The 22172-nt window shown below is 54.3% G+C and carries 23 protein-coding genes and 1 tRNA gene; 8 read left to right on the top strand and 16 right to left on the bottom strand.

Annotation, left to right across the window (positions count from 1 at the left end):
• Window positions 1-45 precede the first annotated feature (45 nt).
• The 3 genes from E3O56_RS15785 to E3O56_RS15795 all read right to left on the bottom strand — a co-directional run bounded on the left by E3O56_RS15785 (window position 46) and on the right by E3O56_RS15795 (window position 1723).
• Window positions 46-273 carry a RebB family R body protein gene (locus E3O56_RS15785; RefSeq protein WP_003187543.1) on the bottom strand — a complete coding sequence of 76 codons (228 nt, stop codon included), beginning with the start codon at window positions 271-273 and terminating at the stop codon, window positions 46-48.
• Between the two features lie 103 nt (window positions 274-376).
• Window positions 377-919 (bottom strand): sigma factor-like helix-turn-helix DNA-binding protein, encoded by a 543-nt coding sequence (locus tag E3O56_RS15790; protein ID WP_187432806.1) that lies wholly within the window; start codon window positions 917-919, stop codon window positions 377-379.
• Between the two features lie 87 nt (window positions 920-1006).
• Window positions 1007-1723, bottom strand: a complete 717-nt coding sequence (locus E3O56_RS15795; protein ID WP_248128523.1) for a Crp/Fnr family transcriptional regulator — start codon at window positions 1721-1723, stop codon at window positions 1007-1009.
• Between the two features lie 195 nt (window positions 1724-1918).
• Here E3O56_RS15795 and E3O56_RS15800 point away from each other — a divergent pair.
• From E3O56_RS15800 to E3O56_RS15815, 4 genes are all read left to right on the top strand, one after another.
• A tRNA-Arg gene (locus E3O56_RS15800) sits at window positions 1919-1995 on the top strand.
• A gap of 455 nt (window positions 1996-2450) precedes the next feature.
• Window positions 2451-3353 (top strand): sce7726 family protein, encoded by a 903-nt coding sequence (locus E3O56_RS15805; RefSeq protein ID WP_248128524.1) that lies wholly within the window; start codon window positions 2451-2453, stop codon window positions 3351-3353.
• A gap of 4 nt (window positions 3354-3357) precedes the next feature.
• Complete coding sequence (locus E3O56_RS15810) at window positions 3358-4296, top strand: sce7725 family protein (RefSeq protein WP_248128525.1); 939 nt, start codon at window positions 3358-3360, stop codon at window positions 4294-4296.
• A gap of 21 nt (window positions 4297-4317) precedes the next feature.
• Window positions 4318-5337, top strand: a complete 1020-nt coding sequence (locus E3O56_RS15815) for an RES family NAD+ phosphorylase (RefSeq protein ID WP_248128526.1) — start codon at window positions 4318-4320, stop codon at window positions 5335-5337.
• A gap of 245 nt (window positions 5338-5582) precedes the next feature.
• Here E3O56_RS15815 and E3O56_RS15820 read toward each other — a convergent pair whose 3' ends face one another.
• A complete protein-coding gene (locus E3O56_RS15820; protein WP_248128527.1) occupies window positions 5583-6452 on the bottom strand; it encodes a LysR family transcriptional regulator in 870 nt (289 codons plus the stop codon).
• 116 nt (window positions 6453-6568) lie between these two features.
• On the opposite strand from E3O56_RS15820, the gene E3O56_RS15825 reads away from it, so the two are divergent.
• Complete coding sequence (locus tag E3O56_RS15825; RefSeq protein ID WP_248128528.1) at window positions 6569-7600, top strand: SDR family oxidoreductase; 1032 nt, start codon at window positions 6569-6571, stop codon at window positions 7598-7600.
• 48 nt (window positions 7601-7648) lie between these two features.
• Here E3O56_RS15825 and E3O56_RS15830 read toward each other — a convergent pair whose 3' ends face one another.
• The 3 genes from E3O56_RS15830 to E3O56_RS15840 all read right to left on the bottom strand — a co-directional run bounded on the left by E3O56_RS15830 (window position 7649) and on the right by E3O56_RS15840 (window position 10586).
• Window positions 7649-8236, bottom strand: a complete 588-nt coding sequence (locus E3O56_RS15830; protein WP_248128529.1) for a hypothetical protein — start codon at window positions 8234-8236, stop codon at window positions 7649-7651.
• On the bottom strand, window positions 8233-8805 hold the full coding sequence (locus E3O56_RS15835) for an RNA polymerase sigma factor (RefSeq protein ID WP_032878478.1): 573 nt from the start codon (window positions 8803-8805) through the stop codon (window positions 8233-8235). Before E3O56_RS15835 ends, E3O56_RS15830 begins: the two co-directional genes overlap by 4 nt.
• A gap of 152 nt (window positions 8806-8957) precedes the next feature.
• Window positions 8958-10586: a VWA domain-containing protein gene (locus E3O56_RS15840; RefSeq protein ID WP_248128530.1), complete on the bottom strand. Its 1629-nt coding sequence runs from the start codon at window positions 10584-10586 to the stop codon at window positions 8958-8960.
• Window positions 10587-10810: 224 nt separating this feature from the next.
• On the opposite strand from E3O56_RS15840, the gene E3O56_RS15845 reads away from it, so the two are divergent.
• A complete protein-coding gene (locus E3O56_RS15845) occupies window positions 10811-13030 on the top strand; it encodes a M10 family metallopeptidase C-terminal domain-containing protein (protein ID WP_248128531.1) in 2220 nt (739 codons plus the stop codon).
• Window positions 13031-13036: 6 nt separating this feature from the next.
• Here E3O56_RS15845 and E3O56_RS15850 read toward each other — a convergent pair whose 3' ends face one another.
• The 4 genes from E3O56_RS15850 to E3O56_RS15865 form a co-directional block, all read right to left on the bottom strand.
• Complete coding sequence (locus tag E3O56_RS15850) at window positions 13037-13687, bottom strand: DUF799 domain-containing protein (RefSeq protein WP_043049149.1); 651 nt, start codon at window positions 13685-13687, stop codon at window positions 13037-13039.
• Window positions 13684-14046 (bottom strand): DUF4810 domain-containing protein, encoded by a 363-nt coding sequence (locus tag E3O56_RS15855; RefSeq protein ID WP_046070345.1) that lies wholly within the window; start codon window positions 14044-14046, stop codon window positions 13684-13686. Before E3O56_RS15855 ends, E3O56_RS15850 begins: the two co-directional genes overlap by 4 nt.
• Before the next feature lie 29 nt (window positions 14047-14075).
• A complete protein-coding gene (locus E3O56_RS15860; protein WP_005783620.1) occupies window positions 14076-14756 on the bottom strand; it encodes a CsgG/HfaB family protein in 681 nt (226 codons plus the stop codon).
• Window positions 14757-15244: 488 nt separating this feature from the next.
• Window positions 15245-15937, bottom strand: coding sequence for a hypothetical protein (locus E3O56_RS15865; protein WP_148854225.1), 693 nt, complete (start codon window positions 15935-15937; stop codon window positions 15245-15247).
• Window positions 15938-16191: 254 nt separating this feature from the next.
• On the opposite strand from E3O56_RS15865, the gene E3O56_RS15870 reads away from it, so the two are divergent.
• Complete coding sequence (locus E3O56_RS15870) at window positions 16192-16449, top strand: hypothetical protein (RefSeq protein WP_005783616.1); 258 nt, start codon at window positions 16192-16194, stop codon at window positions 16447-16449.
• Window positions 16450-16555: 106 nt separating this feature from the next.
• Here E3O56_RS15870 and E3O56_RS15875 read toward each other — a convergent pair whose 3' ends face one another.
• On the bottom strand, window positions 16556-17005 hold the full coding sequence (locus E3O56_RS15875; RefSeq protein ID WP_248128532.1) for a hypothetical protein: 450 nt from the start codon (window positions 17003-17005) through the stop codon (window positions 16556-16558).
• An 864-nt stretch (window positions 17006-17869) separates the two neighbouring features.
• Here E3O56_RS15875 and E3O56_RS15880 point away from each other — a divergent pair.
• A complete protein-coding gene (locus E3O56_RS15880; protein ID WP_248128533.1) occupies window positions 17870-19255 on the top strand; it encodes an IS4 family transposase in 1386 nt (461 codons plus the stop codon).
• A gap of 90 nt (window positions 19256-19345) precedes the next feature.
• Here the strand turns inward: E3O56_RS15880 and E3O56_RS15885 are convergent, their stop codons facing one another.
• The 4 genes from E3O56_RS15885 to E3O56_RS15900 form a co-directional block, all read right to left on the bottom strand.
• Window positions 19346-19738, bottom strand: coding sequence for an SMI1/KNR4 family protein (locus tag E3O56_RS15885; protein WP_177464438.1), 393 nt, complete (start codon window positions 19736-19738; stop codon window positions 19346-19348).
• Window positions 19739-20156: 418 nt separating this feature from the next.
• A complete protein-coding gene (comJ, locus tag E3O56_RS15890; RefSeq protein WP_103734044.1) occupies window positions 20157-20630 on the bottom strand; it encodes a competence protein ComJ in 474 nt (157 codons plus the stop codon).
• Between the two features lie 267 nt (window positions 20631-20897).
• Complete coding sequence (locus E3O56_RS15895) at window positions 20898-21341, bottom strand: hypothetical protein (protein ID WP_087945075.1); 444 nt, start codon at window positions 21339-21341, stop codon at window positions 20898-20900.
• Window positions 21342-21458: 117 nt separating this feature from the next.
• Window positions 21459-22040, bottom strand: a complete 582-nt coding sequence (locus tag E3O56_RS15900; protein ID WP_242462635.1) for a DUF1629 domain-containing protein — start codon at window positions 22038-22040, stop codon at window positions 21459-21461.
• Window positions 22041-22172 lie beyond the last annotated feature (132 nt).

Here is a 22172-nt window from a genome sequence, read left to right on the forward strand (position 1 = left end):
GGGTTTCTTTCTGCTGAACCACGACATAATCAATCTCCCGAGGCCTCAGCCCTTCTCGCCAATCTGCATGATCAGCGCCACGGCCTTGGAGATCACCGCGTTGGAAATCTGATTCATCGCCTGCTGGCTGTTGACCGCGTTCTGCAACGACAGGCCCGCCGCACTGCTGGCCACCTGGTACAGCGACGCGATGGCCTGGGCCGGCGCCTCGGCCACCACCTTGACGTTGGTTTGAGTGACCGCGTCGGTGATCTGGCTGTTGACCTCTGTCATACATCTCTCCTTGATGGCATTCACCCAGGTTTGGGTGTGGATAGCGGCGGCGTGCTGCGCTCATATCACTAGAACGCCCCACGCCAACGTCTGTGAATCACCTTCAGCGCAAAGCACTGCGCAGCAGTTGCACACGCTTGCGCACCAGCGGCAGCTTGACGTGCAACTCGGCGGCGATTTGCGGGTAAGGCAGGTCGTCGACAAAACGCATCTCGAACAAGCGCTGCTGCAACAGCGGTAACCGTGCGACGTGCGCCTCGATCTGCTCCAGGCGCTCATAACATTCCACCCGCTCCAGCACCGAAGCGCAGGGCGCGGCGAGCGCGGCCAGGTGATCGTGTTCAAGATCCACCGAATCATCGAACAGCCGCCCCTCGCGCTTGCTGCGCCGCAAGCTGTCGAGAAACACATGATCGAGCACCAGAAACAGAAACCCCTCAGGGTCACGAATGCGCTCCGGCGAACGCCGAAAAAACAGCAGGGCCTTGATCGCCGTGGCCGACAACCACTCCTGGCCCTGATCCAGATTGCCCTTGGCCCGCCGCAACGCCCGGCGCTTTAGCTCGTCCTGCACGGCGCGCCAACTCGCTTCGAACAAACGGTCATCGGCGGCCCATTGATCCTTGAACTCAACAGTCATCCCCATCGCCAGCACTCCTGTGCATCCTTGATGAAGGGCCAGTCTGCGAGGGCTCGACGGGGGTACGCTGTTACCTGGGGAACACTGCGGCAACTAATTCAAGGCAAACGCCTTGCGCCGCAAATGCTCAAGATCGTTGATCACCATGCGCTCCAGATTGCCGCTGATCACGCCATTGCGGCGCCACACTTGCAGTTGCACATTCAGCTTGGGGCGGCTGGTATTCAGCATCGACGCCAACACCCCTTGGCTTGCGGGCAGCGACACACTGGGCAAAGCCAACGCCAGGTCGATCTCGCCCAGGTTGGCCAACAGAAACCGCGCCAACCGCGACTCCAGCCGATGCAGGCACACCAACTCCAGCAACTCGATGGCCTGCAGCAAACGCAGCATCATCAGCATCAACAAACGCCGCAGAAACGCCGGCTCCTCAAACAACACACCAAAATGCCGACTGCCCAACTGCAACAAGCGCGTAGGGCCACTGGCGAAGGTGGAAGACTCGCGCCCATGATCCTTGATCAACGCCGTCTCCCCCACCACCTGCCCGGCCCCGGTGCTGCCGATGATCTGCTCGCGCCCATCCGGCCCATGCACCACCGAATAAATCCGGCCCTCCACCACCAGCGCAATGAATTCGAGGGTGTCGTCCTTGAAATACAACAGCTCACGATCATCCAGCACACGCTCCACCATATGGGTGGCCACGTAGCGCAAGAGGTGCTCCGGCATACCTCGAAACAAATCGGAGCGAGCCAGCAGGGTTTGTCTGAGCGGGAGATCGAGCATCACGGTTCCTTTGGAATGCATGCGTTCACCTGGGGAATTGCGGCGTGGAAGCGGGTTAAAGCCACAAGAGCAAAGCAAACAAAGGGACGTGCGGCGCGGTGAGTTGTGAATGAGGGTGGCGATTAGCCATTTTTTGTCGGAAATGGACGACAGGGGGCGGGGCAAATGCCGGAATGGACGCATCAGGTCGACATGGGTATGATGTCGCCCGCACAAGCATCCGTAGCTCAGCTGGATAGAGTACTGCCCTCCGAAGGCAGGGGTCGTGGGTTCGAATCCCGCCGGGTGCACCAGATATCAAATGAAAAAGCCTCAGGTTGAGAGATCTGGGGCTTTTTTGTGGGTGGTGATTCAGTGCCTATGCAATACCTCAAACCGAGCGAACAAATCCTCGTTCGGAAAGCGCTTAGGCAGCGCCAGTAGCTTCTCATCGGCTGCCTTGGTTTACCCGCCTTACGAGGCTTCACGACGACATATGATTTCTTCTCCAACGGTCGCAATGCAACCGGCCCCCTAAGTTCCGCCAGGCAAATACATCAATACCTCCGCAATATCAGCCTATGAGAGAAATCTGTAACATTTTCCTTTTTGGCTAGGCTTGTCAGAGCCACGTGTAGCTTGACCTCGGCAAAAGATCTGCTATTCATGCATAATGCTGCCCACAGAATAGGCTGCTCACGTGAGGAGTAACGACGTTTGCTTTGACCTCTTCACTCGAAACCCACGGGGTAGCCAAGGATTTGTTGTAATGAGCATGACCCTTAAGACTTTCGATAATAGCCAACAGTCTGCAATTGCAAGACTATTCTCCGCTGCTGTTTTACGGGAGCTTGCGACTAAAGGTCGCTCTCCTATTTTTTCCCGTCTACTGCTCGAAAGTCGATTACTAGAAGATCTTAAGCTTTCGGACTCCGTGAGTACTGCATTTGAAGCAGCCTTTAATGTTCTCAGAAAAAAAAACTATAGAACTGAATACTCGTACAAATCTGCGATAACTAATAAATTATTGCTAGGGCGGCATTCTTTAAAGACAGCATCACTGCTAACAGAGTTCAGAGTTGAAACATGCAAAGTCGATGTGGCAATTTTTAACGGCACTGCTACAGCATATGAAATCAAGTCCGAAAGAGACCGACTTGACCGGCTAGCAAACCAAGTAACCTCATATCGAAAAGTATTTTCAAAAGTTTATGTGGTCACTGGAGAGAATCATGCTGACGAAGTCATGAAGAGAACCGGAGACGAAATAGGCGTTCTATTACTAAGTGACAGGTTTACCATCTCCACCGTACGAGAGGCCGTAGACAGGCCAGACCTAGTTCGACCTGAAGTAATATTTGATTCTTTAAAAATTGGAGAAGCTGTTAGCCTGCTCTCGGAGTTAGGAGTGGCAGCCCCTAACGTCCCCAATACTGAAATACATAGCGCGCTACGAAATATATTCAGCGAGCTAGATCCATACGAAGTTCATACAAAAATGGTCAATGTCATGAGGCATTCCAGAAGCTCACATACGTTGGCAAATTTCTTATCACAACTTCCGCAATCGTTAGTAGCGGCCATTTTTTCTGCACCTATAAAAGAAAAGGACCAGCCCAAGCTATTAAGGGCTATCAACACTCAAATTGGGGAGGCCCTAGCCTGGGCATAACTGAATGTACTATCCATATTTCAGGGGCAAGCAATTTGATCTACTAGCTATTCGCGAGTGCGCGGATATTTTTTCAGAAAGTAATTTTACACCTATAATTGAGCCAGTTAGAGAATCCCTCAACGGGCTAAAACGAGCAGTCGACCAACTCAGTCAAGCAAAGGCCAACGCGATATTAATCGCCAACCCAACCTATGGCGACCATACGGAAAAGGCGGATGCCATTGACTCCTTCATTAAGGGAGAACTGAAATCCAGCCAAAACATATCTGTCGGTGTGCTTCTAAATTCCTCCAGTACTACCTGGATGGCTATTGAGCTGGCAGAAAAATTTAAGGGACGCCAACTCAGCTTTATTCATGCTGGTTTTTCCGACCCTAAAGATCTTTCGATCGCTATAAACAACGAAAACATTCACGCAGATCATATCTTCTTTGAAGCCCATTGCGGAAAACTTTATCGCAGGCATTTTGAATCACCAAACCGAATTCTGCTACGAGATGGATTTAGAAAACAAGCAAATAGCAAATACCCTGACACAGAGCCTTTCTCAGATTTGCATGTAACCTTTGCAGAGGAAGGAATGAATGGTTTTGGCGACTTCTTAATCGTCGGGGATGAATATTCAGAAACTGGGGGACCAGCTTATGCCGTGGCTATCCACCTAACATTTATCGATCCAGAAATGGATGATGCTATGTTTATTCATCACTTCAAATCCGATAGACAGGACACCCCAACAGACCCTGCGGGAAAGTTTTACGAAGCTCTCACAAAACTTGTCAATGAAGTAGAAAAGCCTGACACAAAAATCTTTCGAAGCTCCGCTGTTGAAGAATTCCTCCAGCTTCATAGAGAGAAACACTTTCCTGGCTTAGGGTCTATTAAAAAAATCTCCATGAAGCACCACATAGAAACTCTCGCGCAATATTTCAGGGGCTGACTCATGCCGAAATGTTGCTCGTTGTGTTTTGAAGACCGGCAAATCTCTCGAGAAATTGCTGCTAAAGCCTCAGAGACAGGGACCTGTTCCTTTTGCAAGGCAGAAAATGTACCTTTAATCGCCCCTATACTTTTAAGGGAATTTTTTGAGCAACTGCAGGGAAGTTACATAGTAACGGAGGACGGCGGAAAAAACCTAGCTGAGTGGTTTAAATTAGATTGGAGGCTATGTGACTCTCTTTCCATTTTACAAACCAAAGAGTTGCTAGGAGAAATCTTTGATGATGCAAATCTTCTCAGAACAAACTTTGTCCCAATTTCTCAGCCCACATCCACCAACCTTAACTTATGGGCTCGACTCAGAACGGAGTTAATGGAGGAAAACCGATTCTTTCCTAAAGGCACAATTAGTGACGAGCGTATGCATTTCTTAGCAACTCAGTTAATTTTGCAGAATGCTGATATACCAGCTGTGTGGTATCGTGCACGAATACAGGAAACATCCGTTCCATATACTGCCGATCAGATGGGCCCTCCTCCCAAGGAAAAAGCAACTCACGGCAGGGCGAACCCGGCAGGCATTTCCTATCTTTATATTGCCTCGGATCTAAATACAGCCATTTCGGAAATCAGGCCCCACACAGGGGAGCTAGTTACGGTTGCTGAGTTTGAACTAACTGAGCAAGTTAATCTGGTTGATCTTCGATTCCCAAGGAAACTAGTTACTCCATTCATCTGCGAAAATGAGAGTGACATTATCCAGCTGCGGGGCGATGTAGAATTTTTAGAGCGCCTTGGAGAGGAGCTAACACGACCTGTTCTACCAAGGGCAGCAGCAATTGACTACATCCCCAGTCAATATTTATGCGAAATGATTAAAAAATTTGGCTTTGATGGAGTTATTTACAGAAGCTCTGTAGGAAGTGAGATGAATATGGCACTTTTTTATCCGCACAAGGCGCGTGCGAGAGGCGCATCGATGCACTATGTTTCTAAAGTAGAGGTTCAAGCAGTGCTGGCGGATGTGGCCGGCCTTCGTTGACCGCCATGTGTCCCGATGTGTATCCCAGCAAAAACAAATAGCAATTTTTACCTTTAAAATCATGAATCTAAAGGCCTAATTCTAGGCCCGCCAGGCACCAGATATGAATGAAAAAGCCCCAGATCGAGAGATCTAGGGCTTTTTTGTAGGCCAAAGGCACGCGCAATTTCAGTTGCTACGAACAGCTGAGCTTCTATATCTCGATGGGTTGGATATCAAGAAAACCTCGATGAGCTCCTAAAATGCTACTTTTCCAAGCTCGATATTTCGTCCCGCAACACCCCCTCCAACACCCCAAAAAACCCCTGAATATGCCCCTGCCTCAACGCCTGCGGCCGCGTCACCAAATAAACCTCCATCGCCGGCAGTTCCATCTCTGGAAAAACCTCACTCAACCCCGTCGCCAAAATACGCGGCAACACCGCCACCCCCATCCCCCGCCTCACCGATTCAAGCTGCACCGCAAACGAACTCACCCTGATCGGCGCATGGTCCAGCCCCGCAGCTTTCGCGGCGCGCATTTGCGGTAGCAGGTCCAGCGGTGGCAGCAAGGCGATACTTGCGGCATTGGCTGGCGTTAGCGCAGGAAACCGTTGCAGGTATTCGGCGGTTGCGAACACGCCGTAAGCGAGTTTGCCGAGCCCTCTGTAGATCAGGGAAGGTTCGCCCAGGTGTGCGGTGCGTATGGCGATGTCGGCCACGCCTCGTACGATTTTGTGGAAGTCGGTGGTGACCTGGAGTTCTACGGAGCAGCCTGGGTGCTGCGCTGTGAAGCGGCTGGCGGCTTCGAGCACGCTGGCAGAAAACCCTTCGCCGGCACTCACCAACACGGTGCCGCTGAGGGTTGCTGGCGCGCCGTCGACGGGGGCCTGGCGTCGCAGGCCGGATTCGGCTGCCAGGGCGACGTCCACCAGCGCTTGGCCTCGGGAGGTGAGTCGGCAGCCTTCCACGCCGCGCTCCACCAGTGGCTCGCCCAAGGCGGTTTCCAGTTGGGTGAGGCGGCGGGAGACGGTAGAGGCCGCGATACCGAGCAACTGGCCTGCCTGTAAAAAGCTGCCGCGCCGTGAGACTGCCAGCAGCAGTCGAAGATCGTCCCAATTTGCCTGCAATGCCATATCTCCGCGCTTCCCTGGTGTGCAGATGTGCAAAGCCATTATGCCGCAGGCGCTGTTTTTGCGGCGCGGGCTGACCGGTATATCTACTGGCCTTCTCAACAAATGGAATGGCCTGTATGAACACGAACCCCAATCGCTTGCGCAGCACCTTTGTGACCGGTGCCACGGGCTTGCTGGGCAACAACCTGGTACGGGAGCTGGTCGCACGGGGGTATGCGGTGAAGGCGCTGGTGCGCTCGGCGGCCAAGGGTGCGCAGCAGTTCGGCGATTTGCCGGGTGTGGAGCAGGTGGTGGGGGACATGGCTGATGTGGATGCCTTCGCGGCGGCGTTGCAAGGCTGCGATACGGTGTTTCACTGCGCGGCGTTTTTTCGGGATAACTACAAGGGCGGCAGCCATTGGGAGGAGCTGGAAAAGATCAATGTCGTCGGTACGCGGGCCCTGCTGCAACAGGCCTATGACGCCGGTGTGCGACGGTTTGTGCATACCTCGTCGATTGCCGTGCTCGACGGTGCCCCCGGTATGCCGATCGACGAGACGTGCCTGCGGGCCGAAGCCGATGCGGATGACTACTACCGCAGCAAGATCCTGGCTGAGCGGGAGGTGTTGAGGTTTCTTGAAAGCCATCCGCAGATGCACGCCTGCATGGTCTTGCCCGGTTGGATGTGGGGGCCGGGTGACCGTGGCCCGACGTCTTCGGGGCAGTTGGTCAGGGACGTTATCAACGGCAAGTTGCCGGGGCTGATTCCTGGCAGCTTTTCTCTGGTCGATGCCCGCGATGTGGCCTGGGCGCACATTGCCGCCGCCCAAAACGGGCGACGGGGCGAGCGTTATCTCGCGGCCGGTCGCAACTTGACCATGCGCCAGCTGATGCCGGTGCTGGGGCGTATTGCCGGGGTCAAGGTGCCCTCGCGCCAACTGCCGCTGCCCGCGCTGTACCTGTTGGCAGCGGTGCAAGAGGCCTACGCCTACCTGACCGGCAAGCCTATCTTGCTGAGCATGGCGACGTTGCGGCTGTTGATACGCGAGGAGCACCGTACCCGCTTCGACCACCGTAAAAGTGAAGAGGAACTGGGGCTGAGCTTTCGCGTGCTGGAGCAGACCCTCACGGACACGGTGGCGTGGTCCCGAGCCTACGGCGGGTTGTAATAAAAAGCCCCAGGTCGACAGGCCTGGGGCTGGTTCGTGGCGTCAGGTTCAATGCTTTTGCAGCGCCTCTAGCCGTGCCGGCAAGTCCTCTTGGGGAAAGCGTTGGTACAGCGCCAGCAGTTTTTCATCCGCTGCCCTGGTTTCACCCGCTCGACGCAGGTTCACAATTTCCTGCAGACCTTCTTCCAACGTAGGCAGCGCCCGCTTGCTGAGTTTCGCCGCTGGCTGATCCGCCACTGCGCTTTCGGCTTGAACCGGCGCACTTTCAACCCGTGGCGCCATCGCCATGCGGGCCATTGGCGCGGGGGCGGAAAACGCTTGCGGCGCTGGCTGAGCGGCTTCTTCGTGGCGCAGCGCGGAGAATGTCGCCGTAGAGATTTCGGGTTGCGGCACGGGGGAGCGCATGAACACGCCGATCATCAGCGCCAACCCGGCGACGGTGGCGAATGCCATTTGCCAGCGCGGGCGTTGGCAGGCTTGCAGCCAGCGTTGCCACAAGCTGGGTTGCGGCTGCGGGGTTTCGCGGCGGGCGGCGTTGAGGATGAAGGCGTCGAGGGACGCGGGCGGTTCGCCGGTGCTGTGTTGACGGTAGTGCTGGAGCAGCGCGTCGTCCGGGGTGTGTCGGGGGTCAGTCATACAGGTACCTCCTCGGCCAGCAGGCGCCGCAATTTTTGTAGGGCGTAGCGCAAGCGGCTTTTTACGGTTTCCAGCGGGGCGCCGGTGAGGGTGGCGATTTGCGGCACTTCGAGGTCGCCATGCAGGCGTAACAAAAACACCTCGCGCTGGTCTTCGGGCAGTTCTTGCAGGGCGGCGTCGAGGCGCGCCTGGTCGCGGCTCAGGCTCAGTTGTTGCTCGGGGCCGGCGCTGTCGTCGGGTTGGGCGTGCAGCTGTTCGTCGTAGCTGTCGTGCAAGGGGTTGTGGATGCCGTGCTTGCGCCAGTGGTCGATCAGGCGGTTGCGGGCGATCTGGAACAGCCAGGTACGAAAACTCGCCCGGCCTTGTGGCTGGGTGGTGCTGCGGATCAGGCTGAGCCAGGTGTCCTGGTAGATTTCTTCGGCCAGTTCGGCTTTGTTGCACAGGGACACGAGAAAGCGGTACAGGCCCTGACGGTGGCGCGTGTAGAGGGCTTCAAATGCGCCAGCGTCGCCGGTTCGGTAGCGGGCCAGCAGCGATTCGTCGCTGGGTGGATCGTCTGGGACGGCCATGTAATGGGCGAACTCCTTTTGTCAGCCGAAGCAGGATTACTGTGGGAGGGGGCTTGCTCCCGATAGCAGTGGGTCATACAGCACATCGGATACTGACACACTGCCATCGGGAGCAAGCCCCCTCCCACATTTGAACATCGTTGTGGGCCAGATCAGGGTTTGAGGCTTTGGGCCAGTTCCACCAGTTGCACGAATTCGTTGCGCAGGCCGAACGGGTCATCGCCGCGGGCCGAGCGGGCAAGTTTGGCGGTGTCTTGCAAACTCATGTTGCCAGTGTAGCGGCCATCCCCCTTGAGCTGTTGGGCGAACGCGGCAACGGCAGAGGAGAAGCGCAGGTCGTCGCTGGCCGGGGTGGCCTGGTTGGCGATAGGGCGCTCGATCAATTGGCTGTTGCCGCCCGCAGCGGGCTTGTAGCGCACCCGTAGCATCGCCAGCTCGGCGGATTTGCCTTCGGTCGTAGGCGCGGCGGCATAGCGTAAAGGCTCCAACCAACCCTTCTCACCCTTGGGCACAATTTCATACAGCGCCGTCACTGTGTGCCCTGCGCCAATCTCGCCGGCATCGACCTTGTCGTTGTTGAAATCCTCACGCTTCAAGGCGCGGTTTTCATAGCCCAGCAGGCGGTATTCGCTGACCTGGGCGGGGTTGAATTCCACCTGCAATTTCACATCCCGTGCCACCACCGCCAGGGTCGAGCTGAGTTGCTCCACCAGCACCTTGCGCGCTTCACGCAGGTTGTCGATGTAGGCGTAATTACCGTCGCCCGCGTCGGCCAGTTGTTCCATCAGGTGTTCGTTGTAGTTATCCACACCGAAGCCGAGGGTGGTCAGGGACACGCCGCTTTTGCGTTGGGTCACCGCCATTTGCTTGAGGCTGTCGAAGTCGCTGATGCCCACGTTGAAGTCACCGTCGGTGGCCAGCAGGATGCGGTTGATACCCTTATCGATAAAGCCTTCGCGGGCCATCTGGTAGGCCAGTTCGATGCCGGACGCGCCTGCGGTGGAGCCACCGGCGGTGAGTTGGTCGATGGCGTTGCGGATCTTGTTTTTTTCAGCGCCCGAGGTGGGCTTGAGCACCACGCGGGATTCACCGGCGTACACCACCAGTGACACGCGGTCCTGATCGCGCAGTTGGTCTACCAGTAATTTCAACGTGCTTTTGACCAACGGTAAGCCTTCGCGGCGGTCCATGGAGCCGGACACGTCCACCAGGAAGACCAGGTTGGCGGGCGCCAATTCTGCCACGGCTTTATCGGAGGCCTTGATACCGATGCGCAGCAGTTTTGTACGCGGGTTCCAGGGCGTGGCGGCCAGCTCGGTAGTCACGCCAAATGGGGAGCCATCAGTGGGCAATGCATAGTTGTACGGGAAGTAGTTGACCATTTCCTCCAGTCGTACCGCACCTTCGGGTGGCAGGCGACCTTGGTTGAGGAAGCGTCTTACGTTGGCGTAGCTGCCGGTATCGACGTCGATGCTGAAGGTGGAGACCGGGGTTTCGGCGACGCGATGCACCGGGTTATCCGGCAGGTTGGCGTATTGCTCGCGGGGTTCGCTGCGGTAATCCATCGTCGCCATTTCTCGCACCGCCATCGGTGCCGGCATCGCCATTCGCTTGACCACTGCATTCTGGATCGGCGCGCTGTGAAGTTCGGCGAGAGGCGCCGCTTCAATCGGTTTGGCGACTTCAGGGGACGATGACAGCCCACACCCGGCCAGCGCCACCAGCAGGGTGACGGCAAAGCCTTGGGCAGCAGGACGCAGCAAGAGCACAGAGCGGGACATGGGCTGAACCTCGTGAATGAATGATCCGTTCAACAGCTCAGACGTAACGCAGCACCGGTACGGGTTAACCACGGATATTTCTTCGCCCAATTGCTGCGTCACACTTCGAGACACAACCGGGTGAACCTGCCATTACCACCAACCACATATCGAGAGTTCGCCTCCCTGTCAGAACAGCCTGTTTCTTGACGTCTTTGGAGCCTTTTTACATCAGAGAAATCGCGATGAACTCCGTAAAAAATAACCTAACACACCGCTATGAGCCGCCCTCATTCGCCGAACGCCCGAGCTATGCCGGGGCCGCTTCAGACAAGCTGTCCTACGCCACCGAACAAGCGGCAGAGCAAATCACTCGAACGGGCTATCGTTGGAAAGTGCAGAACCCAGACGGCACCACACCTATCGGCTACCGTTTTTTCACACCTTCACAAGCCACCTACAGCACACCCACCGGCGCTAACGAGTTCTCCCCGTCGCAAAAAGAGCAGGCCAGGCGCGCCATGCAGTCTTGGGCGGATGTCGCCAATATCTCCTTCACTGAGAATGCACCCGAGGCCAATGGGCAGCTGTTACTGGGTAATGACCCGAACCAGACCGGCCTGTCGGGCCATGCGTCTTATCCGGGCATCTACAGCGATGGCACCCAAGCCTGGTTCGCGTCAGACGGCATGAATCGACCCTTCACTCACGGTAGTTTCAGCCGGTACCTGCTGGCCCATGAGATCGGCCACACCTTGGGCCTCATGCATCCCGGCAAATACAACAATGGCGGCAGCTACGCTGAAAACGCCCGCTACGCCGAGGACAACCGCGCCTACAGCCTGATGAGTTACTGGTGGGCAGGTCATCTGGGCCATGATCACAACAAAAACCGCCAAACCCACTATGCCGGCGCGCCGCTGATGGACGACATCACCGCCATCCAAAAGCTCTACGGTGCCAATTACAAAACCCGCGACACCGACACGGTCTACGGCTTCAACTCCAATACCGGGCGCGACTTTCTCAGCCTCAACTCAGCGGACGACGCACCCGTGTTCAGCGTGTGGGATGGGGGCGGCAACGACACTCTGGATTTCTCGCGATTTCATCAGGACCAGACCATCAACCTGAAGGCTGAACACTTCTCCGATGTGGGCGGCATGAAAGGCAACGTCTCCATTGCCAAAGGCGTGACGCTGGAAAATGCCATTGGCGGCACGGGTGCTGATCGACTCATCGGCAACCACGCCGATAACCGCCTGACCGGTGGCCTGGGCCAGGACACCCTTACCGGCGGGCCGGGCAAGGATACCTTTGTGTATAACAACGCCAGCGAGTCGACCGCGCAACGCCCCGACCTGATCACCGATTTCACCAGCGGGCAGGACAAGATCGATGTGGCTGCCGCGCTGCAGGCCGCGGGTATCAAGGACCTGCAGTTTGTGCGCCGCTTCAGTGGCCGGCCGGGCGAGGCGTTGCTTGGTTATGAGCCGAACACGCGCCAGCACAGCCTGGCGATTGACCTGGATGGCTCGGGCCAAGCCGACCTGTATATCAAGAGCCAAGGGCCAATCAAGCCAGACGACGTGATCAGCCGAGCTTCCCAGCCGAACCGTTTGCCAACCCCACCCGCCCGAGTTACGCCGCAACCGCCAACAACTCCGCAACCGCCGACGCCAGCGCAGACAGCACCGTACAAACCCCGCCCCGAGCCAATGCTCGCCCCACAACAAGCGCCGTTCTCCTTGCAGAACTACGCCAACGCATCCCTTAAGGGCACGCCGATGCATACCGCGGCCAGGGCCGTGGGCAGTATCCGCGAAGTGACGGTCACACGGGACTCATGGGGCTATGAACGGGTGCATACCCGTTCGTTGGGTACCGGCTCGCTGATCAACGATGGCAACAGCGTACTGACCAACCAACATGTGCGCCACGCGCTGGCCAAAGGCAGCAAGCTCGAACTGTGGCTGGGGTATGAACAAGACAGCACCGGCCGGATGAAGGTAGAGCGCAAAGTGCCGCTGGACCCCACGCCACTCAGTGGCGACGCCCGGTTGGACTATGCCGAGCTGCGTGTCGACTTGCCCGCAGGCGAGAAAAAAGCCTTGGCCGAGCAGTTCCCGCCCCTGAAGCTGGCCTCCGGCCCCCAAGCATCGCCTGGGCAGAAAGTCTTTATGCCCAACCATGGGCAAGAGGCCCTCGGCATTTCATTTCTAAATACCAAGGGCCAACCCACCACACTCAAGGGATACGACCAGGACAGCCGTAATCAGGGCACGGTCTACCATGATGCCTTCAAGAAGCCCGGCACCTCCGGCTCACCGCTGATCAGCGTTGATACGGGCGAGATCGTTGCCTTGCACAACGGCTCCATCGGCACCAGTGTGAACGGGCAGCGCGACTCCATGGGCACGGCCACCCGCATCGACTTGATCCAACAGCACCGTCGTCAGAGGTGACGCGGTTCAGTCCGTGCCGTACTTCGGGTTACGCGGCCCATACAGAAGCCCGGTGCGTTGCCCCGCCGACAGCAGGCGCGCACTGGTGATACCGGCAATCGGATGCGCCGCATCGGTAGAGCTGTTGATCACCTGCTTGACCGCGGCCGTGATCAACATGCCCACCAGGCCGCCACCGTTGTTGTTGCCCTCTTCGCTCGACGCCCGCGCCGAACCGGTCCACAAGGTGGTGCCGGTGCGCAGGTCCACCAGTTTGGCCGAGGCCGTCACCGAGGTGTCGCTGGAGATCAGCATGTACTGGGTGCCGTACTCGCTGATGGTGATGTACAGCGCCGCGTCCGCACCAAAGATGTCATGCAGTTTGGCCGGCTGTACGGCCTGGATATCGTTGGCGGTGGTGAGGCCGTTCTGGCGGAAGGTTTCGTCCACCAGGGCAATCGGCAACACGTAGTAGCCGGCTTCGGCCAGCGGGTAGGTGACTTGCGACACCAGGCTGTAAGACGCCTGCACTTCCGGCGATTCATTGATCGGCGGCAGTACCAGGATCGACTTGGGCCGCGCCTGTTTGTACGCCGAATAATCAACTGTCTTGGGCGCGGCGCAACCGCCGAGCAACGCCAGGGCCAGCAAGGCGCCGGTGAGTTTTAACAGGCTCATTTGGTGGCGACTCCGGCTTTGGCGTTTTTCAACAGAAAGTCCATGTACGCAGCAGACTCAGGGAACAGGGCCTTCTCGGTGCGAAACTCCTGCACCATCTGGTCATCCTTGCCCATGTTCATGTACAGCATGCCCAGGTGCGCGTGGTAACCCGGCGGCGCTTTGCGGCCACTGGCGTTGATCTTCTGCAGATCGCGCTCCAGTGCTTCCACCTGCGCTTCCTTGGGCTCACCCTTGAAGTACTCGTAAACCTGCGGCTGGTAGCTCTCCCATTGATACAGGGGCTGGGGCGCCGTCTGGCACCCGGCTACCGTTGCGATTGCTGTCAGCATCAGCGCCAACTTCACTGCCTTGCTCATCCGTGTACTGCTCCTTGTGGTGTGGCTGATCAGTTACGCGGGTTCCAGGCGCCGGCGTTGATGCCGTCGACCAGGCGGTTGATCGCTTCGCGCATGGCCAGGTCCAGCACCTTGCCATTGAGGGTGGAGTCATAGCTGGCGGTGCCGCCGAAGCCGATCACTTCACGGTTGGACAGCGCGTACTCACCGGCGCCCTGGGTGGAATACACCACTTCGGAGGTGTTGATGTTGACGATATTCAACGCGACTTTGGCGTAGGCCACTTGGGTCTTGCCACGGCCGAGGATGCCGAACAGCTGGCGGTCGCCGGTTTCCTTGCGGCCGAATTCGGTCACATCGCCAGTCACCACATAGTCAGCGCCCTTGAGCTTCTGCACGGTGCCTTTGATTTTGGCTTCCTGGGAGATTTCGCCCATGTTGTCGCGGTCCAGCACGCTGAAGCGGTTGGTCTGCTGCAAGTGGGTGATGAGGATGGTCTTGGCCTGGCCGCCGAGACGGTCGACGCCATCGGAGAAGATGCCGCGCATGTAGCTGGAGCGGTTGTCGAACTTGCCCACGGCAATCGGCACACGCACGCCGGAATAGGCGACGTGGGCGCTGGCGACTTGCTCCACCGGCATCGCACGGTTGCTCTCGGTGGCGCAACCGGCCACGGTCAACAGCGCCGCGGCGGTGAGGCCCGACAGCAGGATTTTGGACAGTGTCTTCACAGGGTGCTCCTTGGGTGAGGAAAACAGCGTTGCCGGGTTTTCCAAGGAGATAGGCAGCCTGAAAGCGCGCTGGCCTGAATTCTTCCCTGAAAGACGGTGATGCAACGGCTGCGGCATTTTACGGGGTTGAGAGCGGTTCTCAAGTTGTTTCGGCCGTATGACTGCCGACCGCAATACTCAAAGCAACGAAGATCCAATGTGGGAGCTGGCTTGCCTGCGAAAGCGGTAGTGCAGCAACAGATGCAGCGACTAACCCACCGCCTTCGCGGGCAAGCCCAATGCCGATCAATTAAACGAACGCAATGCCCAAAGCAACGAAGATCAAATGTGGGAGCTGGCTTGCCTGCGAAAGCGGTAGTGCAGCAACAGATGCAGCGACTGACACACCGCCTTCGCGGGCAAGCCCGCTCCCACAGGGGAACTGCGCTTAACCCTGACTGGCATTAGTCCAAGCCCGCCCACCGACAGCAGCCAGCCTTCGCACAGTCCTACTTGAGCTCCTTCACCAGATACTGCGCAGAAATCTGCGTAATCCCTGTCAACGCCCGGCGCAAGGCTTCAGGGTCGGTGCGGTAAGTGAGCGGCGTGTAGCCATAGACGTTCTGGCCATTAAACGGCGTGACCGCCTCAAAGGTGCGCCAGATCATCTCATCGCCGCGATCCATCTGCGCCATCACGTTAAGGGTCGGATAAATCACACTGCTGAAACCCTGGGTCAGGCGAAAGCCCCACTCGGACACGGTCAGCTGAATCTGCGCATCGGCGGGCTCATCGTCGCCGACCACCTTGAGCGTCGAAGTCTTACCCAACTCATCGACAAAGCCCTGCTTGAGCAACACGCCTACATCGAGTTTTTCCGCCTCCATCACCGTCAGGATGGCCACCGGCGTCGGCATCTCGGCCAACTGCCCAAGCTTCATGCCCGCGGCAAACCCGGCGCCACTCAACGCCGCCGTACCCAGCTTGGACGCCCCGCTGGCCATGCCAACACCGGCGCCAACCCCGGCACCCAGGGCCGCGCCCCAGGCCTGTTCGCGGCCGAAGTACACCATGTTTTTTTCCCACTTCACGGGCAGGACTTTGACGGTCTTGATCTGAGCGCGGTTTTCGGGGGTGAGGGGGTGGCTGACGCAACCGCCGAGGATGAGGGTGGCGAAGAGAATGAGGAGGAGGTTTTTCACATTGGTCCTTTAATGTTTGGGGTGAAGCTTTCAGATTTGCATAGTCGTAGTGCGTTTGTTCGTGAGCAGTATGTCGGCAATGGGTGGCAAGACGTTAGTAGCTGCGTACACGCTCCGAAGCGGCGGCATTTTGATGCCTTGCGCGGGCTTGGTGGTGCGGCTTATAGTCCGGCCGTCACTCAAAAGGTGACCGGGTTTGGCGACCCGAAGAACGAGCCCTCAATAATCCAGAGAGCTTAATGATGAATCGATACATTCCCCTAACCGGCCACGACTGCACCGTCCCAGCCCTGATCATCGACACCCAGGCACCTCTCGACGTCCTTCACGACGCCGCCGTGCACCGCATTCGGGCCGTCACCCAACTGCTGGAAAACCTGGCCTTTCGCGAACAACTCAGCAGCGATGCCGTAGTACTTTCAGACTTCGCCCATTTGCTGGCCATTCCGCTGCGCGATGGGTGTGATTTGCTGGATGTCATCAGTCGCAGGCTTAATGCCGATCCGTCTTGAGTGAAAATCGGGCGGCCTTCGTGTCGCCCGCTTTGGCCTCGTGCGGGGAGGGTAAAGGCTAAATAAACCTGCCCTTTCGCACTGCTCCGCCTCGATGACCAAGCGTTTACAAAGAACCTTCACAATTCTTTTTGTTAAATTCAAATCGGCCAATTTCTTTTACATTTTTGCTACCAAAAACATAAACGTAAGTCCCGCCCAGCGAAAAAATGGATTGTTTTTCAAAATTTTGGGGATCACAAAAAATATTTACAACTGCTGACTTGGTAGCTTCCAAGTTAAAACTAGAGACATCAGAATCATAATTCAATAAAGAATAATAAACCGTTATAGTATGACTATTAGTCGCATCCATACGAACAAGCTCTGTATTTTCGTCAACCTTCCGATTACGCGCGTGCGTTCGCGCGGTGACGATTATCAAGTCACTAAGGAAGGTTGGTTTGCTAGGCTCAGGCGTTTCTTCTGTTGCTTGTTTTATCAAGACCGCTGCTATACCAACAAGCAACAGCACAAAACCCCAGCGCCAAAATCCTTTTTTTGTTTCATCAGTCATTATGTATGGCTCCCTTCAACCATTAATTGGTTTTTCTGCGATCTCGAATCAAAATAAATCTATGCCCTTTTCTTCTCTTTGCACCAGCTCAACTTTTTCCTTTGATATGATTTCGCCACGGGACGAGCAGTCCCCTTTTCTCGCGGCAAGGGCCGAGATCAGGAGAAATGGACACCCGAAGAAGGTTAAGTAAGTGCCATTCAAATCCGCCCCCTTTTCTCTTCCTTTTTCTCTCTCGTCCCCTTTTCTCTCTTTTTTCCCTTAAAACAGCAGTTAAAAGACATAACATCCTTTTACGTTAGAAGTTTCGTATCTCCATGACTTTATTAGCCGATCCGCAGCGACAAAAACCGAATATCGGCAATCTCTAATCCAAGTTATGTAATACCGCCTGCCTCCGTTTTCATCAACAACCTTATCAAAGGTCTTATTTTTATTTACAGGCGACCAATATGAGTCGCCACATCCTCGAGTGCAGTCTTTGTAAAGGTGGGAATCGAAATGAGTACCTACCCATAGATTCATTCCATTTTCCCAATTGGAATGGGAAGGTGCGCAGCCAGCCAAGGCCGACAATAATACTACCAAAAGCCATTTATTAATTTTCACGCTTTTTCTCCGACTCAATTGCTGGGCGGTACTTATCGTACAGTGCTCCATAATTTGCAAGCAGAGCAGGCGGCACGAACAAAAGGGGACAGATTTGTTTAATAGATTTTTCAACCCTAATTCAAATAAATCTGCTCCGAATGGCACTTCCTTAACAGCTAACCAGCTGATATGACTACAGAAAAATGAAAAAAGGCCGTCCTTGGTCTACGGTGATAGTTGCGAACACACACCACTCGAACAAGGACAGCCCGCGTGAATCGTAGACGTCAAATCGTCAGGCATCAACAGCAGCGCATTCAGCAGCACGCCAAAAACAGCAACGCCCATGCATTCTTTAAGCTGCTAGCCGATCCGGCGCTGCTACAGCGTGCCGAGTCAGTGATTCCCAAGCATCGTCAACGCTTATTCCCGCCGACTGAAACACTGTCGATGTTTCTGGCTCAGGCCATGAATGCCGACCGTTCTTGTCAGAAGGACGTGAATGATTTTTCGATCAAACGTTGCTGCGATGGGCTAAGCCCCAGCAGTGTCTACACCGGCGCTTATTGCAAAGCACGGGCGCGGTTACCGGTAGAGATGGTTTCAACATTGTTGCGCTCCACGGGATCCTCGATGAGTAACAACGTGCCACCGTCATGGCGCTGGATGGGCCGCCCGGTACGTCTCGTGGATGGCACCACAGTGACCATGCCAGACACTGCGGCCAATCAAGCTGCCTATCCGCAATCTCGTGGCCAGAAAGCAGGGTTGGGCTTTCCCATTTGTCGTTTGGTAGGAATCATTTGCCTGTCCAGTGGTGCCGTTTTAGACGCCTCACTGGGGCGCTTTCGAGGCAAAGGTGGCGATGAGCAGACGTTACTCAGAACGATGCTCGATACACTGAATCGAGGCGATATTGTGCTGGGCGATGCCTACTACGCGACATACTTTTTGCTGTGCGAACTGCGACGTCGCGGGATTGACGGCGTGTTTGAACAATACGGCGCCAGACGGCGCAGTACGGACTTTCGGCTCGGGCAATCGCTTGGGTCGGAGGATCATTTGGTTGAGCTGAAAAAGCCCAAGAAGCGACCTTCTTGGATGAGCCAGGCTTCTTACGAAGAAGCGCCTGAAACACTGACAGTACGTGAACTGAAAACCGATGGAAAAATCCTGGTAACCACTTTGAACTGCCCGCAACAAGTGCCTAAAGCCGGGCTAAAATCATTGTACAAAGACCGTTGGCATGTTGAATTGGATCTGCGCAATATCAAGACAACGCTGGGTCTTGAAACGCTGAGCTGCAAGACGCCTGGCATGGCTGTAAAAGAATTATGGGTGTATCTGCTAGCGCATAATTTGATTCGGATGATCATGGCCCAATCAGCGCTGTTAGCGGATTGTTTGCCACGCGAGCTTAGCTTTAAACATAGCCTCCAATTATGCCTTGCGATGCAGCAGTACGGTGCCGACGAACAAGACGATGGGGTACCGAATTTACTCAGGTTGATCGCCAGGAAACGTGTCGGAAACCGGCCGGGACGGATTGAGCCTCGCGCCATAAAACGAAGGCCCAAGCCTTACCCGATGCTGATGCAGACGCGCTCGACGGCTAGGGCCGAGGTCAGGAGAAATGGACACCCGAAGAAGGTTAAGTAAGTGCCATTCGGGACAGATTTATTTAATAGGTTTTTTACTGCCACCTAAAATAAATTCGTACCATTTTCAGCCCCCTTTTCTGTTCCAAATTCATTCCAACAAATTATAAACAAACAAATAAAATGTATCACATAACTTTTTAACACTCATATCTGCAGAGTCTATTTCCACTACAGCCCATTTATCATTTTTATCAAAACCGACACATCGTCCCTGCATATCATCGCCAAAAATCATGACACCTTCAAATTGCGCCGCAGTCTCCTCATCAAAAATATCACTTGCCTCTATAAGGCCGTTGTAGAGCATGAATCCGACTGTTTCAATTTCCCCACTTCCGAACTCCTGCAAAAACTCTAAGTAATCATCAGGAGCATTTTTCTGCCCTGCCCTTATTGCATTAAGACTCGCATCATCTACAGCAGCCAAGCCATCGAGCAAATGCTCTTCTTTCTTACTCTTTAAAAAAGCTTTAATATCCATCTTCACCCCCTACTTTTTGTCGGAAAAAATCTCTCTGGCCACACCTCCGGCACGGTGTATTCCACCCTGATGCTGATCCGGAAATCTGGCAGGATGCATATTCCACCATTCGTTAGGTCCGCCAAAGCTATTTTCAATAATATGATGTGCGTCAAACGGCTGTCCGGCTTTTCGCGAAATTGTCACCCCGTTTTTTGCGACAACATCCTCCGTGTAGCGCGGCCACACTTGCCCAGTATTTACCTCCCATTGATTTATCAGATCATTTTTTACCTTGTTAAATTCCTTCCTATTGATGTCAGATAACTCTGCAAAAGGGGACAGATTTATTTAATATGCTTTTCAATTCTAATTTAAATAAATCTGTCCCCTTTCCCCCTTTCCCTGAAAATAAATCCGCCCCCATTTCTCCGAAATTTTATCCCGCAGGAACCGCATCGATATCAAACGCACCTTGCTCGTCAATTTCGACGTCTGCTCTCAACACCTCAAAATCGCAGCCCCCTAAATTTAAATGGACATTTATTTCATACACTGCACTTGAGGAGGGTCTTATAAATTCGACCTGAAGAGAATAATCTCCTTCAGGCAGTTCTAGAGGAACCGTACTCGAAATACTACCAACCTCAATATTTCTATCTATTACCGAGAAGGGAACTTTAAAGGCCCGAACCACGTCTGCGCTTATAGCGGGCACTTGTTCGTTAATGAAAAAGCTAATTATATGATCCCCTTCGTCAATCAAAGCTCTAAAAGAGACACTCCCTAACCTCCACGCAAATCCTTGCGCATAACTACGATCACTCCAATCATTATACGGCTGATCAAGCGAACTCAAAAACACGCAAAATTGCGAATAAGACAAATATATACTTTCTCTAAACCTAGCCATTAGTCCACCACCTTAATTCTGACTTTCTCGCCATCGGGCAGTCCGCGACATGCATTACCTATACATGCGCCAGCCCCCATATTATCTTTCGGGCTTATTAGAAAAAGGGGACAGATTTGTTTAAAAGATTTTTCAACCCTAATTCAGATAAATCTGCTCCCTTTTTTCCCGCTCCCTTTTTTCACTTCTCTAGCAAAACAAAAAGGGGACAGATTTATTTAATAGATCCAAGCGCAAATTTAAATAAATCACCCCCCTTTTCTCGCGTCATTTAACGCAGCACACCTGATCATCAGAAAGATAATAAAGTCCCTCCAGCTTTCCGCAAATGGAAGGAAGACCGAAAACCGATTCCGAGGCATAAGAAATAGGCAGCTCGGATCTAATCGAACCGGCAAACTCTGAACTTTCCCACGCGGGAGTTACTATACCGCTCCAAAAATTTACGACGGCTCCCTTATCAGACAATACAACAGGCTTTAAGCATTCAATTGCGGAATTGGAGTTCCAATACAAATAGCCGCGATACACAGAGTGTCTTTCACCAAAAAAATCAGCTCGAACGATAATCTGAAAGTCTGAGCACGTTTCCTGCTCGGCGAGGGGGCGTACAGTTAACTCATCCTCCACGGTATCGTCCATCGGAAAAAACCAAACGCTGTAGCGATCAAGATCATCAATCGTTAGCTCATATACTTGTTTGTCCGACACAAATCGCCCCCCATGTAATTAAACATAACAAAAGGGGGGGGCAGATTTAATCAATGGCCTTTGCACTACCACCACGAATTAAGCAAATTCGCCGCCTTCCCCCAACTACCTGACTAACTAGGTAACGGTTTCTTGATCACCATTAACAGATTCAAACAGTACGCCGACAACACCAGCTGCCACAAGTCGCCGTTTCACTTCTTCACTTACTATGATCGCACCCAAATATTTTTTAAGTCTAAATATATGACTTGATCCGACCCTACCCGGGTCAACCACCAAATTGTAGAAAGCACGATAGTTGCCGGCCATATCTGGCCTAACAGGATCATCTACCTCAAACTTTTTATAGCGAGAGCGCTTTTCATCCACGCAATCGATTTGCGTTTCTATAATCATCAAAAAATAGCTCTGGCAAACCACTTTATTGTTTATCTTAACCGGCTCAAAAACGACATGCTGATAAAGTTCGTCTATCTCTGGCAAACCGGCGAGCGAATTTTTTGCCCTCTCGCTTAAAACAGGAACACTGGCGTATCCAGCGAGGGAATAATCAACTTCTTTACCGTCGAACCTTACATCGAGGGTATATGTGCCTGGCTCCGTAAAATTAACTGCAGGATCACTGAAATGCCAGTTATCTACATGATGTACATCTCCGAGCACCCACCTATCGCAGACAGTTACATCTTGTCGCATTAAGTAATATCTCATTTCAGTCCCTCGTAAGCCATTTATCAACTTCACTACCCACGATTACTGCTTCTGACTTAATCCCTTCCAATATTTTTGTCACGAATCAACGAAAAAAGGGGACTGTCTAGTCCTGAA

This window comes from Pseudomonas sp. W2Aug9 (genome assembly GCF_023127755.1).
Taxonomy (GTDB): domain Bacteria; phylum Pseudomonadota; class Gammaproteobacteria; order Pseudomonadales; family Pseudomonadaceae; genus Aquipseudomonas; species Aquipseudomonas synxantha_A.

Coding starts and splice junctions, on each gene's coding strand:
- comJ (WP_103734044.1), bottom strand. CDS start 20,630: ATGGCTAGGTTTAGAGAAAGTATATATTTGTCTTATTCGCAATTTTGC.
- E3O56_RS15845 (WP_248128531.1), top strand. CDS start 10,811: ATGAACTCCGTAAAAAATAACCTAACACACCGCTATGAGCCGCCCTCA.
- E3O56_RS15805 (WP_248128524.1), top strand. CDS start 2,451: ATGAGCATGACCCTTAAGACTTTCGATAATAGCCAACAGTCTGCAATT.
- E3O56_RS15820 (WP_248128527.1), bottom strand. CDS start 6,452: ATGGCATTGCAGGCAAATTGGGACGATCTTCGACTGCTGCTGGCAGTC.
- E3O56_RS15875 (WP_248128532.1), bottom strand. CDS start 17,005: ATGACTGATGAAACAAAAAAAGGATTTTGGCGCTGGGGTTTTGTGCTG.
- E3O56_RS15785 (WP_003187543.1), bottom strand. CDS start 273: ATGACAGAGGTCAACAGCCAGATCACCGACGCGGTCACTCAAACCAAC.
- E3O56_RS15835 (WP_032878478.1), bottom strand. CDS start 8,805: ATGGCCGTCCCAGACGATCCACCCAGCGACGAATCGCTGCTGGCCCGC.
- E3O56_RS15840 (WP_248128530.1), bottom strand. CDS start 10,586: ATGTCCCGCTCTGTGCTCTTGCTGCGTCCTGCTGCCCAAGGCTTTGCC.
- E3O56_RS15885 (WP_177464438.1), bottom strand. CDS start 19,738: ATGGATATTAAAGCTTTTTTAAAGAGTAAGAAAGAAGAGCATTTGCTC.
- E3O56_RS15795 (WP_248128523.1), bottom strand. CDS start 1,723: ATGCATTCCAAAGGAACCGTGATGCTCGATCTCCCGCTCAGACAAACC.
- E3O56_RS15850 (WP_043049149.1), bottom strand. CDS start 13,687: ATGAGCCTGTTAAAACTCACCGGCGCCTTGCTGGCCCTGGCGTTGCTC.
- E3O56_RS15900 (WP_242462635.1), bottom strand. CDS start 22,040: ATGCGACAAGATGTAACTGTCTGCGATAGGTGGGTGCTCGGAGATGTA.
- E3O56_RS15830 (WP_248128529.1), bottom strand. CDS start 8,236: ATGACTGACCCCCGACACACCCCGGACGACGCGCTGCTCCAGCACTAC.
- E3O56_RS15825 (WP_248128528.1), top strand. CDS start 6,569: ATGAACACGAACCCCAATCGCTTGCGCAGCACCTTTGTGACCGGTGCC.
- E3O56_RS15790 (WP_187432806.1), bottom strand. CDS start 919: ATGGGGATGACTGTTGAGTTCAAGGATCAATGGGCCGCCGATGACCGT.
- E3O56_RS15855 (WP_046070345.1), bottom strand. CDS start 14,046: ATGAGCAAGGCAGTGAAGTTGGCGCTGATGCTGACAGCAATCGCAACG.
- E3O56_RS15810 (WP_248128525.1), top strand. CDS start 3,358: ATGTACTATCCATATTTCAGGGGCAAGCAATTTGATCTACTAGCTATT.